11 protein-coding genes are annotated in these 14,644 nt (G+C 69.1%); 7 read left to right on the forward strand and 4 right to left on the reverse strand.

The genetic code is table 11. The features are described from left to right. Positions 1-25: 25 nt before the first annotated feature. Positions 26-1,018, reverse strand: coding sequence for a formimidoylglutamase (gene hutG / locus NIBR502770_RS20435; RefSeq protein ID WP_141183174.1), 993 nt, complete (start codon positions 1,016-1,018; stop codon positions 26-28). A 197-nt stretch (positions 1,019-1,215) separates the two neighbouring features. Here hutG and NIBR502770_RS20440 point away from each other — a divergent pair, with 197 nt between their 5' ends. Then, a complete protein-coding gene (locus NIBR502770_RS20440; protein ID WP_141183175.1) occupies positions 1,216-2,520 on the forward strand; it encodes a sodium:proton antiporter in 1,305 nt (434 codons plus the stop codon). Between the two features lie 79 nt (positions 2,521-2,599). Here NIBR502770_RS20440 and NIBR502770_RS20445 read toward each other — a convergent pair whose 3' ends face one another. Beyond that, positions 2,600-4,042: an NCS2 family permease gene (locus NIBR502770_RS20445; protein WP_141158349.1), complete on the reverse strand. Its 1,443-nt coding sequence runs from the start codon at positions 4,040-4,042 to the stop codon at positions 2,600-2,602. 111 nt (positions 4,043-4,153) lie between these two features. On the opposite strand from NIBR502770_RS20445, the gene NIBR502770_RS20450 reads away from it, so the two are divergent. Continuing rightward, entirely contained in the window at positions 4,154-4,765 is a 612-nt protein-coding gene (locus NIBR502770_RS20450) for a copper resistance CopC family protein (RefSeq protein ID WP_141183176.1), read from the forward strand. Between the two features lie 63 nt (positions 4,766-4,828). Here the strand turns inward: NIBR502770_RS20450 and NIBR502770_RS20455 are convergent, their stop codons facing one another. Continuing rightward, positions 4,829-5,488, reverse strand: a complete 660-nt coding sequence (locus NIBR502770_RS20455) for an NAD(P)-binding protein (RefSeq protein ID WP_141183177.1) — start codon at positions 5,486-5,488, stop codon at positions 4,829-4,831. A 417-nt stretch (positions 5,489-5,905) separates the two neighbouring features. Between NIBR502770_RS20455 and NIBR502770_RS20460 the strand changes: the two genes are divergently transcribed. Genes NIBR502770_RS20460 through NIBR502770_RS20480 form a run of 5 tightly spaced genes read left to right on the forward strand, consistent with a single transcriptional unit; the run spans position 5,906 to position 13,028 of the window. Continuing rightward, positions 5,906-6,946, forward strand: coding sequence for a universal stress protein (locus tag NIBR502770_RS20460; RefSeq protein ID WP_141158346.1), 1,041 nt, complete (start codon positions 5,906-5,908; stop codon positions 6,944-6,946). A 39-nt stretch (positions 6,947-6,985) separates the two neighbouring features. Beyond that, positions 6,986-9,850: a PEP/pyruvate-binding domain-containing protein gene (locus NIBR502770_RS20465; protein ID WP_141183178.1), complete on the forward strand. Its 2,865-nt coding sequence runs from the start codon at positions 6,986-6,988 to the stop codon at positions 9,848-9,850. 9 nt (positions 9,851-9,859) lie between these two features. Next, complete coding sequence (locus NIBR502770_RS20470; RefSeq protein WP_246857340.1) at positions 9,860-11,086, forward strand: hypothetical protein; 1,227 nt, start codon at positions 9,860-9,862, stop codon at positions 11,084-11,086. Between the two features lie 45 nt (positions 11,087-11,131). Beyond that, a complete protein-coding gene (locus tag NIBR502770_RS20475; protein ID WP_246857341.1) occupies positions 11,132-12,154 on the forward strand; it encodes an ABC transporter ATP-binding protein in 1,023 nt (340 codons plus the stop codon). Next, the gene (locus NIBR502770_RS20480) at positions 12,144-13,028 is read left to right on the forward strand and encodes an ABC transporter permease (protein ID WP_141158344.1); all 885 of its coding nucleotides are present in this window, start codon (positions 12,144-12,146) and stop codon (positions 13,026-13,028) included. Before NIBR502770_RS20475 ends, NIBR502770_RS20480 begins: the two co-directional genes overlap by 11 nt. Before the next feature lie 45 nt (positions 13,029-13,073). Here the strand turns inward: NIBR502770_RS20480 and NIBR502770_RS20485 are convergent, their stop codons facing one another. Further along, positions 13,074-14,564 (reverse strand): C40 family peptidase, encoded by a 1,491-nt coding sequence (locus NIBR502770_RS20485; protein ID WP_141183179.1) that lies wholly within the window; start codon positions 14,562-14,564, stop codon positions 13,074-13,076. Between the last annotated feature and the right edge of the window lie 80 nt (positions 14,565-14,644).

Below are 14,644 nucleotides of genomic sequence, written 5' to 3' on the forward strand. Positions count from 1 at the left end.
CGGAACGCCACCGGGGGACCAGCCCTCAGCGCAGCAGCGTGTCAATCAGCCGGGCGGCGGTCCTGGCCGTCCGGCCGTCAATGTCGAACGCGGGATTCAGCTCCGCCACGTCCAGGTGCAGCAGCTTCCCGCTCCGGGCCACCTGCCGGCAGACGGCCGAAATGACGGGTAGCTCGACACCGTAGGCTGCCGGCGCACTGACCCCGGGTGCCACCGCGGCGGGCAGCACGTCAAGGTCGATGGTCAGGTACAGCACGTCAATGTCGGCCAGGAAGCCCGCCACGAAGTCCCGGGTCCGGTCCGCGTCGCAGTCCTCGTCCAGCAGGTAGCGGACCCCCAGTTTGTCCGCGGTGTCGAACAGGACCCGGGTGTTGTTCGGCTCCGAGATGCCGGCGACGGCGTAGCGGAATTCGCGTCCGGCGTCCGCTTCCGCGCGGGCCATCTGCAGGAACGGCGTGCCGGAGCTGGCCACCGGCTCCTCGCGGAGATCGAAGTGCGCATCCAGGTTCAGGACCCCGAGGCGCTGCCCGCTGTGGACCGCGGCTGATGCGCTGACGCCGAGGTAGCTGGCATAGGCGGTTTCGTGTCCGCCGCCCAGCACCACGGTTTGGTGGCCGGCATCCAGCAGTTCCGCCAGAACCTGGCCAAGCCGTTCCTGGCCCGCCTCGAGGTCTTCCCCGGACACCACCACATCGCCTGCGTCGGCCACGGTACGGTCCAGGTGGAAGGCCAGCGGACCCAGTGCTTTCCGCAGCGCCGCCGGCGCCGCCGCCGCGCCGGTCCTGCCCTTGTTGCGGCGCACCCCCTCATCGCTGGAAAAGCCCAGCAGGGCCACCGGCTGCCGGCTGGATGATGCCACCAGCGGTTCTCCATCCCGTTCCAACGCAGCCCCACCGGCCGCCGACGGACTCTCATGGTTCACCGCCTGCCACCAGCGGCGGTGGGCCGGCCCGTCGCCGTCGAACCTGCCGGTCCAGGGCTGGGGCGGGACGTCAACGGAGGGAAGCTGGAGGGACATGCTCCAAGCTCACCGCACGCTTGGCGCGAAAGCCAGCACGCCCGCCGTCGTCCTGTCCGGAATCCGAGAATCAGGAGGCGCCGGGCATTCGTGGAACGTCCCGCCGTGGTACGGGGGATAGGGTGGGACCGGGCCGCTCCGCAGGCGCAGGCAATGGCTGCGGGCCGGCAACGAAACACTTCCAGGCTGGAGAGCCCATGTTTGAAGCCCCCGACATCCTTTTTGCCGCGGCCGGCGTGGCCGTCTTCGTCGCGGCGGTCCTGCCCAAGCTGCTGCGCAACATGCCGCTGTCCATGCCCATGGTCTTCCTGGGCGCCGGGATGGCAGCCTTCGCGCTGATCCCCTCGCTGCCAAGTCCCAACCCGGTGGAGCACAGCGACTTTGTCATGCACCTTGCCGAGGTGTGCGTGATCATCTCGCTGATGGGCGCCGGGCTTGCCCTGGACCGCCCCGTTGGACGCCGGCGGTGGTCCACAACGTGGCGCCTCCTGGGTATTGCCATGCCGCTGTGCATCCTCGGGCTGACCCTGCTGGGGATGTGGCTCCTGGGCCTGGGGCTCGGCGCAGCGCTGCTGGTGGCCGCCAGCCTGGCCCCCACGGACCCTGTCCTGGCATCCGAGGTCCAGGTGGGAGAACCCGCGGACCAGGACGACCACACCGACAAAGAGGACGAGGTCCGGTTCGGCTTGACGTCGGAGGCCGGACTCAATGACGGGCTGGCGTTTCCGTTCGTCTACCTTGCCATTGCCATCAGCGTTGCCGGGGCGGACCCCGCAGGCTGGTTCGGCGAATGGTTCGGACTGGACGTGGTGTGGCGGCTGGCTGTCGGGCTGGTGGTGGGGTTCCTCACCGGAAAGCTGCTCGCCAGGCTGTTCTTCTCCGCCCGCGCGGAGAGCTTCAGGCTGTCCAACCACTCGGAGGGCTTTGTGGCCCTGGCCGCGACGTTCCTGGCCTACGGGCTGACGCAGATGGTGGAGGGCTACGGGTTCATTGCGGTGTTTGTGTGTGCCGTGACCATCCGCGCCGCAGAACGCACCAACGGCTACCACCGGGTGCTGCACTCCTACGTGGAGCAGCTGGAGCGGCTCCTGACGGTGGTGATCCTGGTCCTGCTCGGCGGTGCCATCGCCCGGGGGCTGCTGGCAGGGATCGGGCTGCCGGAACTGCTGGTGGCCCTTGCCTTCCTGCTGGTGGTCCGGCCGCTGGCAGGCTGGCTGGGCCTGCTGGGAGGCAAGACCGGTCCGCGGGAACGCGTGGCACTGTCATTCTTCGGCATCCGCGGAATCGGCTCCCTGTACTACCTGGCCTTTGCGTTGGGGGAAGGACACTTCACCGGCCAGGGACGCTGGCTCTGGTCTTTTATCGGGCTGGTGGTGGCCCTGTCCATCGTGATCCACGGAGCCACCACCTCGCCCCTGATGAACCGGCTGGACCGGCTGCGGCAACGGAAGGCGCTGGCCGTGTCCGGCGACGAGGGGCTCGCCCCCAACACCCCGGTGTAGGCGCACCGCCAGGGAAACCCGGGCAAAGTAAAAGGGCTGGTGCGGCGGACGCCGCACCAGCCCTTTCCCGGGACAGGGGTTACTTCATCCCCAGGGCCGCCTCGATGGGGCCGATGGCGAAGAACAGCGCGAACGCTGCGGCCACGGCCCACATCAGCGGATGGATGTCCTTGATCCTGCCCTGGACGGTGCGGATCAGGACGTAGGCAATGAAACCTGCGCCCAGGCCGTTGGCGATGGAGTAGGTGAAGGGCATCAGGGTGAAGGTGAGGAACGCGGGGATGGCGATGCCCCAGTCCTGCCAGTCGATCTTGCCCACCTGGGAGACCATCATGAAGCCCACCACCACCAGTGCGGGGGCTACGGCCTCGAACGGGACCAGGTTGATCAGCGGAGTGAAGAACATGGCCACCAGGAACAGCAGGCCGGTGACGATGGACGCCACGCCCGTGCGGGCGCCCTCGCCGATGCCGGCGCCGGCTTCCACGTAGATCTGGTTGGAGGAGACGGAGGCGCCGCCGCCGATGATGGCGCCGAGGGCGTCCACCTGGAGCACGCGGTCGACGTCGGGAATGTTGCCGTTCTCGTCCACCGTGCCGGCTTCGTTGGCCAGGCCCACCATGGTGCCCATGGCGTCGAAGAAGATGCTGAGCAGGATGACGAAGGCCAGCAGGGTGGCTGCCACGAAGCCAAGGTGCTCGAAGGCGCCGAACGGGTTGGCCTTGCCGATCAGCGACAGGTCCGGGGCAGCCCAGCCGGAAAATGCCGGGGCAACCAGGGACCAGCCCTGCGGGTTGAAGTTCTTGCCGTCGAAGCTGGGGCCGATGTGCAGGGTCATCTCAAGGATGACGGACAGCACGGTGGAGGTGATGATGCCGATCAGGATGGCGCCCTTGACCTTGCGCACCACCAGGGCGATGGTCAGGATCAGGCCGAACACGAACACGGCGGTAGGCCAGCCCAGGAGTTTGCCTTCGAAGCCCAGGCCCACCGGTACGGTGGTTCCCGCAACGTCCGGGATGCGCCGCACAAACCCGGCGTTGACCAGGCCGATCAGGGCGATGAACAGGCCGATGCCCACCACGATGGCCGTTTTGAGTCCGTCCGGAACGGCTTTGAAAACGGCGGTGCGGAAGCCGGTCAGGACCAGGATCAGCATGGTGACGCCGGACAGGACCACCAGGCCCATCATGTCCGGCCAGGTGAGGCCGGGGTTGGTGGCCACGGTGACAGCCACGAAGGCGTTGACGCCAAGGCCGGTGGCCAGGGCGAAGGGATGCCGTCCCCAGGCCCCCATGAGGATGGTGAGGACGCCGGCCACCAGTGCGGTTACGGCGGCGACGGCGGTGAAGCCCAGGGTGGTGCCGTTGGAGTCCGCGCCGGACAGGATGAGGGGGTTCAGCACCACGATGTAGCTCATGGCGAAGAACGTGGCGAACCCGCCGCGGATCTCGCGGGAAAGGTTGGAGCCGCGCTCGGTGACCCTGAAATACCGGTCCAGGGCAGAGCCTTGCTTAAGCATTAGTCCTCCGGGGAAGTGTGTGGGGATACCTGCATCCTAAGGGAGCGGCGGGGAGGGGGCAGGCAATTTCGCCTAGTCTGTAAGGAAGCCAACACGAGGAGCAGCCCCACCATGCGCCAAGTCCCCCGCCAGTTGCTGAGCCTGGTGCTCGGTGTGTTTGTCCTGGCAGCCGCTGCACTGGGCCTGGCCGCCCCGGCCTCCGCCCATGATGCCGCTGAATCCACCAGCCCGGCGCAGGGGGCGGCACTGGCTGCTCCGCCCGCCGAGGTTTCGGTGACGTTCAGCAACAAGCCGCTGGGCATCGGGTCGTCCTTCTCCGTCAAGGATGCCGGCGGAACCGAATGGTCTGACGGCTCCGTGCAGATCGTGGACAACGTGGCCACCCAAAAGCTGCGCCCCGGCGGCCCGGCGGGAACGTACACGGTGGCGTGGCGCGTGGTCAGCTCGGACTCACACCCCATCGAGGGAACCTTCACTTTTTCTGCGGCGTCCGGCGCCGCAGCGCCAGGCGCGTCCACCGGTGGAAGTTCGACGGCGGCCGGTACGGTCCCCGGCATGGGCACCGCACAGCCGGGAACCACGGAAGAGCCGTCGGAGCCTGCGGCCGCGGGCGAGCCGTTCCAGTGGAGCATCGTGATTTTTGCGGTGGTAGCCGTCGGCCTGCTGGTAGCGCTCGGCGTCATGGCCAGGCGCAGGCTCACCGGTGACGGAGACGCCGAGTAGGACGGGAGCAGTCCCACCCGCCCCGGGCCGTTGGTTCCTGCCGCGCACCCGGCCGGCGGACCCTCAGCAGGTGAGTACCGCAAAGCCGCCGGCGGCCGGCAGGGCACCCCGGGAGGGCTGCCCGCCGCCCGCCAGTCCGCCGTCCGGGTTGACCTTGGCGGAGATGGCCTGGCCCACGGTTTTAGCCTGGCGCAGCACTTCCTTGGGTGATGGCGTGATGAGTTCGCCCACCCCCACCAGGTAGATGCCAATGGCCCGCATGGCGGCCGCCACGTTGCGGCCCACGGCAATGCCGAAATCGCTGAGCATGCGCCGCAACTGGCTGTGCGCGCAGCGGGTGAGCACAATATGGTCAGCCACCAGGATGCCCGTGGGGGTGTGTACCTGCCACTGGGGCGCCACCTGGTCCGCAGTTTCCAGCATGGTCAGCTGGACCGCCCGCGTGGTGTTCCGGACATCCACACTGTGGCTCGCGGCGTAGTTGCGCAGGTGGCGCAGGATCTCGTTGCGTTCCCGGAGGGTATCGCTGTCCGCCGCGTCGCACCGTTGCAGTGAAGTAGTGTTCGCAGGCTGCGCCTGGCCCAGGATATCGAGGCCGTCCACCACGATGGAGTCCACCCCATGGCGGCGCAGTTCGGCGGCCACGGCCAGCCCGGACAGGCCAGTGCCAATGACGACAGTGGTGGTCTGTTCGGTCCCGGCGTTCCCAGGCGTGCTTGACACTACAGTTTCCCTCCTTTGGAGCTTCGGCAGGTGCCGGCGTCCTCGCCGGCCCGCGTTCCGTTACCCCCAAGTACGGCCGCAGCGCATGGCCCGGGACCGTCCTGGCAGGAAAATGCGGTTGGCGTCCCGGACCAACAATGTCCTGAAGACTACAGACAAAACGCGGCCGTGGATAGCCCAGTGGAGAAAACATTTCCGCCCTGTGAAGGCGCTTTCCGGAAGCCATCCGAAACCCTGTGGATAACTTCGCCCACATGCCCCTGAACAGGCTTGCTAAGCACTGGGGGACGGAGAATAGTGGGGAGCAGGAGCGGTCCTGTTCCTGCCCGCGCCGGTGTTGTGCCGGGTGCACAGGAAGCGGCCCGTTTTCTGGCAGAATAGCCGCAACATCAGGCGTATCGCGAGGAGGCGGCCCCCATGGGCTCACGAGAGTTGCATCCGGACCCGGCCCGGGACGGTGGCGGTACACCTTCCGCCCCGCGGGGCATCGTGGTCGGCGTCGACGGATCGGACCATGGCCAGTGCGCCCTGGTGTGGGCCGCTCGCGAAGCCCAGCGCCGCCGGCGCCCCCTCCATATCGTCACCGCCTACTCCGTACCGATCTTCGCCGCATCGGGCCTGGACGGGGGTTACGCAACCGTGGACGACTCCGTGATCCGCGAGGGTGCCGAGGCGATTCTCCGGCAGGCACTGGAAAAGGTTGCCGCGTACGACGTCGATGTCACGTCCTCGGTGGAGAACGGCGACGCCGCAGGCGTCCTGCTGGAGATCTCCGAAACCGCTGAACTCCTGGTGGTGGGAACCCGCGGCCGCGGCGGCTTCGTAGGGCGGCTCCTTGGTTCCGTCAGCAGTGCCCTGCCCGCCCACGCGAAGTGCCCTACCGTGACGGTCCCTTTGTTCTGCTCGGACCGGCTGGGGGAGTCCACGGAGGACCGCCGCGTCAAGGCTGAACAGGCCAAGTCCGGCCACCGCACGGTTGAGAATGTGGTGGTGGTTGGTGTGGACGGCTCCGAGCAGGCCCGCGTCGCCGTCCTTGAAGCAGCCGACCAGGCCGAGCGGCTCGGGGCCTCCCTCCGCGTGGTCTGCGCCGTTCCCCAGTACAGCGGCTCGCTGGCCTGGGTTCCCGCACCCATGGACCGCAAGGCCCTCTTCGACGATATCCGCGTCACCCTGGAAGCCGGCATGGCGTGGCTCCGCAGCCACTACCCCAGGCTGCAGGCAGAGTACGAATTGAAGGACGGCTCGCCGGTGGACGTGCTCGTTGAGGAAAGCCGGCACGTTGAGCTGGTGGTGGTGGGTACGCGCGGCCACGGCGGCTTCACCGGAATGCTGCTGGGCTCGACGTCGGACGGCGTGCTCCACCATGCGAAGGGCCCAGTCATGGCTGTCCCGGACCGGGAGGACCCGCGCCTGGCGGACCGTGGACGGTTCGGCCCCATCCTGGGCGACGCCGCGTAGACCGCGACTTTACCGGGCAGCCAGCGGAAGACCACGGATATGACGCAGCGCACCCCAACCGATGACGGGTCCGGCGGGCTGGTGCTTGACCTGGCCCAGCTCAACGCCGGAATGCTGGCGCTGGTGGGTGGCAAGGCTGCGAACCTTGGAGAGCTGTTGTCTGCCGGGCTGCCGGTTCCGGAGGGGTTCTGCCTCACCACCGCTGCATACCGGCAGGCTATAGGCGCCACCGATGCATTGCTTCCGCCGCTGGCCGGGGTGTACGCCGCGCTTGGGGATGGGGATGGGGATGGGGATGGGGATGGGGCCGGCGGGGCGTCACCCGACGTGGCAGAACTCGCCGGAACCGCCCGCGCAGCAATCCTGGCGGCTCCCATTCCCGCAGGAGTTGCCCAGGCGGTGGAGCAGGCCTACACCGCCTTGGGTCCCGATGTCCCGGTGGCAGTAAGGTCTTCCGCCACGGCGGAAGACCTGCCTTTCGCCAGCTTTGCCGGCCAGCAGGACACCTACCTGAACGTGGTGGGCACCGCGGCGGTGCTGGATGCCGTCCGGCGGTGCTGGGCATCGCTGTGGACCGACCGTGCAACTGCCTACCGGGCAAGCCTCGGGATCGACCCGGCCACCGTGGCGCTCGCGGTGGTGGTCCAGCGGATGGTGGACGCGGAGACTGCGGGCGTGATGTTTACGGCGAATCCGGTCACCGGCAGCCGCCGGCAGGTGGTGATCGACGCCAGCCCGGGCCTCGGCGAGGCCGTGGTCTCCGGCGCGGTCAACCCGGACCACTTCGTGGTGGACGCCCTGACCGGGAGGGTGCTGGAAAGCAAACCCGGCGACAAGACCGTTGAGATACGTCCGGCCGCCGGCGGCGGGACTGAGCTGCGAGAGGTGCGGGGCCGCCGGGGTGCCGCCTGCCTGACGGACCGGGAAGTGGCCGGCCTGGTGCGGCTGGGGTTGCGGGCCGGGGAACATTTTGGTGCCCCGCAGGACACCGAATGGGCCGTGGACGGTGGGGGCGCCCAATGGCTGACCCAATCGAGGCCCATCACCACGCTCTATCCCGTCCCCCGGAGTAATGGTGCCGCCGGCCGGGTTCCGCCGGGTTCCACCGCCGGCGGGACCAGGGCGTACCTCTGCTTCAGCCTCGCGCAGGGACTCACCCGGCCTCTTACTCCGATGGGCCTTGCGGCCGTCCGGCTGATCGCCTCATCGGTGGCCACCGTTGCCGGGTTCCCCGTTCCCGACCCCCGGGGAGGACCGTCCCCGTACGCCGAGGCGGGGCAGCGGATCTACATCGACTTCACCACGCCCATCCGCAGCAGCGTGGGCCGCCGCCTCGTTCCCCGCGTCTTCGACATCATGGAAGCCCGGACGGCAACGGTCATGCGGCAACTGTTCGCAGACCCCGCCTTTTCGGTGACCACCAGGACGCCTTTCGGGCTGCTGCGGCACGTCGTGCCCGCGGCCGTCCGGGCAGAGGTTCCCGCCAACTTCCTCGGTGCGTTGTTCCGTCCCAGCGCGGCCTTCCGCCGGTTGGACCGTTTTATCCAGGAGTTCGACGCTTCCCTGGCTCCCGCTGAGGACGCGGCCGCACTGGCACGCCTTGACCATGCCGAGGAGCTGGTGGGCTCACGCCTGTTCCGGATCGTTCCGGCGATCCTTCCCCTTCCCGCCCTTGGCTTTGCCATGCTGGGTGTTGCCGGCAAGCTGCTGGGCGGCGATGCCTGGGCCGAGCTGCAGCCCGTGATCCGCGGCCTGCCCAACAACGTCACCACGGAAATGGACCTGGAGCTGTGGCACCTGGCACAGTCAATCCAGGAGGACGCCGAATCACGCACCGCCCTGATGGACGGCGACCCCGCAGCCCTGGCTGCAGCCTTCCAGGCCGGCCGACTGCCGGCGCGCCTGGACACCGGCCTGGCAAGGTTCCTGGACAGGTACGGCCACCGGGCAGTGGGCGAAATCGACGTCGGACTCCCGCGGTGGTCGGAGGAGCCGGCACACATCCTGGGAATCCTTGCCAACTACCTGCGGCTGGACAACCCGGCCCTGGCGCCAGACGCCCAGTTCAGCAAGGCCGCCGAGGCCGCCGAGGCGCAGGTGGCCCGGCTTGTGGCCAGGGCATCCGCACGCGGCAAGATCCGGGGACGGCTGGTGCGTGCCGCGCTCCGCAGGGCACGGCTGTTCGCCGGCCTGCGCGAGCTGCCAAAGTACCAGCTGGTGCTGGCCCTCGGGGAAGTCCGCCGCCAACTGCTCCTGGTGGGCAACGAACTGGCGCAGGCGGGAACGGTGGAAAGGCCCGACGACGTATTCTTCCTGGACTTCGCCGAGACCCGGCAGGCCTTGGCCGGAACAGCCGGGAACAGCGGAGCTGCCGTCCGGGACATGCAGACCCTCGTGGCGGCGCGGCGCCAGGACTATGCCGTGGAGCTCAGGCGCCGGCACATCCCCCGGGTCCTGCTCTCGGACGGCACGGAACCCGAAGCGGTTCGTACCGCCGTCGGACCCGCAGGAAACGGAGCCGTGCCAAACGGGACCCTGGCCGGCAGCCCGGCCTCGGCCGGGACGGTGACCGCTGCGGCACGGGTCATCCTGGATCCTGTCGGGGCGCGCCTGGAACCCGGCGAGATCCTGGTTGCCCCATCCACGGACCCGGGCTGGACACCGCTGTTCCTGACGGCGGGAGGACTGGTGATGGAGATGGGCGGGGCCAACTCCCACGGCGCCGTCGTTGCGAGGGAATACGGTATTCCCGCAGTGGTCGGAGTGCCGGACGCCACCGGCCTGATCAGTACGGGCCAAAGAATAACGGTCGACGGCGCCGCAGGAACCATCGTGCCGGAACACCCCGGCAACCCCCGGAATGGACCCGTCCCCAGGGGCACAGACCCCCCTGCGCGGGCGTAGTCTTGGTTTATGGGCTCCAACAGGCTGGATTCCAGCGGACAGTCTCAACACATCAACGCGCAACGAAGCAGCACCAGGGGCCGCAAGGCGTGGCTGCGATGGCTTCCGGCCGTCGTGGCTCCGGCGGCCATCGCCTCCGCAGCCCTGGTCGGGTCCCTTCCGGCCGGTGCCAGCAACCCTCTCCCCGCCAAGACGCCCGCCCAGGTCCTCGAGCTGGCCGCCAGCCACCGCGGGGGCACATTCTCGGGCACGGTGGAACAGTCGGCCGACCTGGGGCTGCCGGAACTTCCGGCCGCCGGGAAACCATCCGGGTCCGCGTCAGGTCCTGCGTCCGCCGGCAGTGTCGCTTCGGTGATTGAGCTCCTGACGGGCAACCACACCGCGCATATCTACGTGGACGGCAAAGACAACGCCCGTGTACAGGTGATGGACCAACTGGCCGAACGGGACGTGGTTCGCCACGGAAACGATGTCTGGTTCTACTCCTCAAAGGACAACACGGCAGCCCATCTGGCCCTGCCCCAGCGCGCCCAGGGCCCTGCCCCCACAACGGACCCCGCGCCTCCAAACGACCCGCACGGGTCACCCGGCATGCACACTCCCGCTGAACTGGCCCAACAGTTCCTGTCAAAGGTGGACCCGAGTACTGCCGTTTCCGTTGGCCCCGATGTATCCGTTGCGGGGCGTGCCGCCTACAACCTGCTGCTCGAGCCCCGCACGGACGGGACCTTGGTGGGCAAGGTGGCCATCGCCGTCGACGGTGAGAGCGGGATGCCTTTGTCCGTCCAGGTGACCGCTCGCGGCGCCGACAAGCCTGCGTTCGCTTCCGGGTTCACCAGCCTCTCGCTCGACGCGCCGGACCCGTCAGTCTTCAGCTTCAGCCCGCCCCCGGGCAGCACGGTGAAGGAGATCCCGGTCCCGGAGAATCCCCATGATCCCGCAAAGTCCCATGATCCTGCCGATGCCCATGGCCCGGGTGCCATGCACGGCGGCGCCAAGGGGAATGTTGCCGTCACCGGTACCGGCTGGGAGACGGTGGTGGGTACGGCGGCTGGCTCGGCTGCGGCGGCCGAACCACTGCTCCAGGACCCGTTGCTGTCCCAGGCCACCATCGCCGTACCCGGCGGCCGGCTGCTCTCCACCGCGCTGCTGAACGTTCTGGTGACCGACGACGGCCGGATATTCGCTGGAATGGTGCCGCCCGAGGGGCTGCAGGCCGCAGCGGCAGCGCGGTAGGCATTGGACGGACGGGGGAGTGGCGGCCGGGCCGGAGCAGGCCAGGTGACTTCGGGGCTGGCGATTGAGACCCGGGGCCTCAGCAAGCACTTTGGCCAGCAGGCCGCCGTCGACCACGTGGACCTGGCCGTCCCGCACGGGACGGTCTTCGGATTCCTCGGGCCCAACGGTTCCGGGAAGACCACCACCATCCGGATGCTGCTGGGGCTGGCTGCCGCGTCTGCAGGCACCGTGACGCTGCTGGGCCAGGAGATGCCGGACAAACTCCATGAGGTGTTGCCGCGCGTCGGCGCCCTGGTGGAGGGCCCCGCGTTCTACCCCTTTTTGTCCGGCGCCGCCAACCTCCACCGGCTCGATTCCGCCAGCCCGCACACTGTGCCTGCCACGCGCAGGGCCCGCGTGCAGCAGGCCCTGCAGCGTGTAGGCCTGGAACACGCCGCAGGGAAGCGCGTGCACGCGTACTCCCTGGGCATGAAGCAGCGGCTGGGCATCGCCAACGCACTGCTCTCGCCCCGGGACCTCCTGGTCCTGGACGAGCCCACCAACGGCCTGGATCCGCAGGGGACCCGCGAAGTCCGCAACCTGGTGCGCTCGCTGGCGCACCAGGGCACCACTGTCTTTGTCTCCAGCCATCTTCTGGCCGAGGTGGACCAGATGTGCACCCACGCTGCGGTCATGAGCGCCGGCAAGCTCGTGGCGCAGGGGCCGCTGGCCGAGCTGCGCCAGGCCGGAAGCACGCGCCTGCGGCTGGTAACACCCGACGGCGGTGCGGCGCGGCAGATCCTGGCGGGGCTGGGGCTGGTGCCCGGGCTGGGGGACGCCGAGGCGGAGCCTGCACGTTCGGGCCGTCCAAGCCCGCAGGGGCCGGAACCACGGCGCCCCCAGCCGGAGGGGGAGACCATCGTTGCGGCGTTGGATGCGAGCCTGCAACCGGCCGTGCTGCCGGAGGACGTCGTGGCGCGCCTGGTCCAGTCGGGGGTCCGTGTCCGGGGCTTCGCCGTCGAACGTGAAAGTCTCGAGGACCGCTTTGTTGCCCTGACCGGGGAAGGATTCGACGTTGCCCAGTAGTGTTCCCGCGGATCTTCCGGAGGCTGCCGGAACAGCCCGGCCGGCCGCAGTGCCGCGCAGTTCCGGGCTGTCCCTGTTGGGGTCGGAGTTCAAGGTCCTTTTCGGTCGGCGGCGGACCTGGGCCCTGCTCCTGGCGCTCGCCGCCATCCCCGTACTCATTGCCGTGGCCGTGAAGGTTTCTTCCAGGGTCCCGCCGGGGCGGGGCCCTGCATTCCTCGACCGGATCACCCAGAACGGCCTGTTTGTGGCTTTCACCGCCATGCTGGTCTCGGTCCCGCTGTTCATGCCGCTAGCGGTGGGGGTGGTGGCCGGCGATACGATCGCCGGAGAGGCCAACCTGGGCACCCTCCGGTACCTGCTGGTGGCGCCGGCCGGGCGGGTGAGGCTCCTCCTGGTGAAGTACGCGGGGGCACTCGCCTTCTGCATCGCGGCTCCGTTGACCGTTGGCCTGGCAGGTGCGGCCATTGGGGCTGCGTTGTTCCCCGTAGGCCCGGTGACACTGCTCTCCGGAGGGGTAGTCCAGCCTGGCGAAGCTTTCCTGCGGATACTGCTGATCGCCGCCTACCTTGCCCTGTCCCTCGCCGGGCTCTCGGCAATCGGGCTGTTCCTGTCCACGCTGACCGTTGTTCCGGTGGGGGCGATGGCCGCCACCGTGGTGGTGTCTGTGGTGTCCGAGGTCCTGGACCAGCTTCCCCAGCTGGAGTGGCTGCACCCGTGGCTCTTCAGCCATTACTGGCTGGGTTTCGCCGACATGCTGCGCCAGCCACTGGTGTGGGACTCGTTCGGCAGCAACGCCCTGCTCCAGGCCGGCTACGTGGCGGTGTTCGGGGCGCTCGCGTATGGCAGGTTCGTCACCAAGGACATTCTGAGCTGACGACGGCGGCCGGCGCCTTCAGGACCTGCAGCCCCAGGTGGCGGCTCAGTAGCGGGCCGCGTACGGATACAGGTCCATGCCCACCATCGAACTGATGGTGGAAACGGTGATGCCCTCCTGCGGGTTCAGCGCCTGGACCACTTGGCCGTTCCCCAGGTAGATGGCCACGTGGTAGAAGTTCGGGGCGGAACCCCAGACGAGCAGGTCACCCCGGCGGGCCTGCGAAATCGGAACGTGGACGGGGGCTGCCGCGTACTGCTGGGACGCGGTGCGCGGAAGGTACGTACCGGCCGCGGCGAAGGCATTCTGCACCAGGCCCGAGCAGTCGAAACCATACGGCCCCGTGCCACCCCATTGATAGAAGTACGGTGCGCCCACCTTGCCCAAGGCGACGGAGATCGCTGCCTCGTACGTGCCCGAGCCGGCGGGAGGCGCAGGCGCCGGGGCAGGGGCCGGTGCGGCGGGGGCCGGTGCGGGTGCCGGGGCAACCGGAGCAGGGGCCGGAGCGGGTACCGGGGCGGCAGGGGCCGGTGCGGGTGCCGGGGCGGCGGGGGCAGGTGCTGCTGCAACGGGGGCCGGTGCCGCCTGCGCGGGGGCTGCCGGGGCTGACGCGGCGGGAGCCGCAGGGGCAGCCACCTGTCCGCCGCCGTTCTGTCCTGCACCGTCCTGGCGGCCGGCTTGGTCGTTGGCTGCCTTGTCCTGTGCTGCTTTATCGGCCACTGCTTTGTCGGCGGCAGCGGACAAAGCAGCAAGGCGTGCCTCTTCGCGCTGCCGGTCAAGGGCATCCACCCGCGCGGATTCGAGCGCCACGGTGGTGTTGCGGAGCTGGGCCAGCTGGTCCACCAGGACGGTCCGCTGTGCCTTGGCATCGGCGACTGCCTTTGCCTGCGCGGCGTTGGCCTGCTCCGCCTGGGACTTCCGTTGCTCGGCGGTCTTGGCGGCGTCGTCAGCAGCCTTGGTGGCATCATCCGCGGCTGCGGTCAGGGACTGGTAGGCGGTGGCTGCGCTGTCCGCGGCTTCGAACGCGCGGCTGCGGCTGGCGGATAGGGCCTCAAGGGTGGCGGCCTGCTGGAGGCTGTCGCTGCCGCTGGCCAGGGTTCCGAGGGTGGGATTCAAGCCGCCGTTGCGGTACAGGTCGCCGGCGAGCTGCCCCACCTGCTTCCGGGTCCTGTCCTGCTGGTCGCGGGCGGACGATGCTTTGGCGGCGGCAACGGAAGCCGCTTCAGTCCGCTGCTGCAGTTCCACGAGCGCTTCACTGTAGGAATTGTTGGCCTGCATGGCCACCGCGAACGCCGCCTGCTGGGCAGTGGACGCATCCGCCAGAATCCGCTCGATCGCCGCGACCTGGTCTGCCGTCGCGGACTCACTTGCCTTCGCGGCGGCGATGTCCTCCGGGGACGGGATCTCCGGTGATGCGGGACGGACCGTGGGTGCGGATGGTGCCGGCGCCGCCAGCGCGGGCGGGGCCACAGAGGCAAAGAGTACGACGGCGGCGCACAGCGCAGCGGTCCTGCGGCCGGATCCGGGTATAGCCATCTGCAGAGACCTCGCAACGGTAAGGCTGGGAGTGAGGTTCTGGATGCGGCACGACGGTGCCCCTCAGCTGCTCGCCAGCA

Origin of the sequence: Pseudarthrobacter sp. NIBRBAC000502770 (assembly GCF_006517815.1) — a bacterium.
In the GTDB taxonomy this organism is placed as follows: Bacteria; Actinomycetota; Actinomycetes; order Actinomycetales; family Micrococcaceae; genus Arthrobacter; species Arthrobacter niigatensis.

Bases quoted from the DNA above. Each gene is read 5' to 3' on its own strand.
- NIBR502770_RS20440 (WP_141183175.1), top strand. From the start codon at position 1,216: ATGTTTGAAGCCCCCGACATCCTTTTTGCCGCGGCCGGCGTGGCCGTC.
- NIBR502770_RS20485 (WP_141183179.1), bottom strand. From the start codon at position 14,564: ATGGCTATACCCGGATCCGGCCGCAGGACCGCTGCGCTGTGCGCCGCC.
- NIBR502770_RS20470 (WP_246857340.1), top strand. From the start codon at position 9,860: ATGGGCTCCAACAGGCTGGATTCCAGCGGACAGTCTCAACACATCAAC.
- NIBR502770_RS20445 (WP_141158349.1), bottom strand. From the start codon at position 4,042: ATGCTTAAGCAAGGCTCTGCCCTGGACCGGTATTTCAGGGTCACCGAG.
- NIBR502770_RS20465 (WP_141183178.1), top strand. From the start codon at position 6,986: ATGACGCAGCGCACCCCAACCGATGACGGGTCCGGCGGGCTGGTGCTT.
- NIBR502770_RS20450 (WP_141183176.1), top strand. From the start codon at position 4,154: ATGCGCCAAGTCCCCCGCCAGTTGCTGAGCCTGGTGCTCGGTGTGTTT.
- hutG (WP_141183174.1), bottom strand. From the start codon at position 1,018: ATGTCCCTCCAGCTTCCCTCCGTTGACGTCCCGCCCCAGCCCTGGACC.
- NIBR502770_RS20460 (WP_141158346.1), top strand. From the start codon at position 5,906: ATGGGCTCACGAGAGTTGCATCCGGACCCGGCCCGGGACGGTGGCGGT.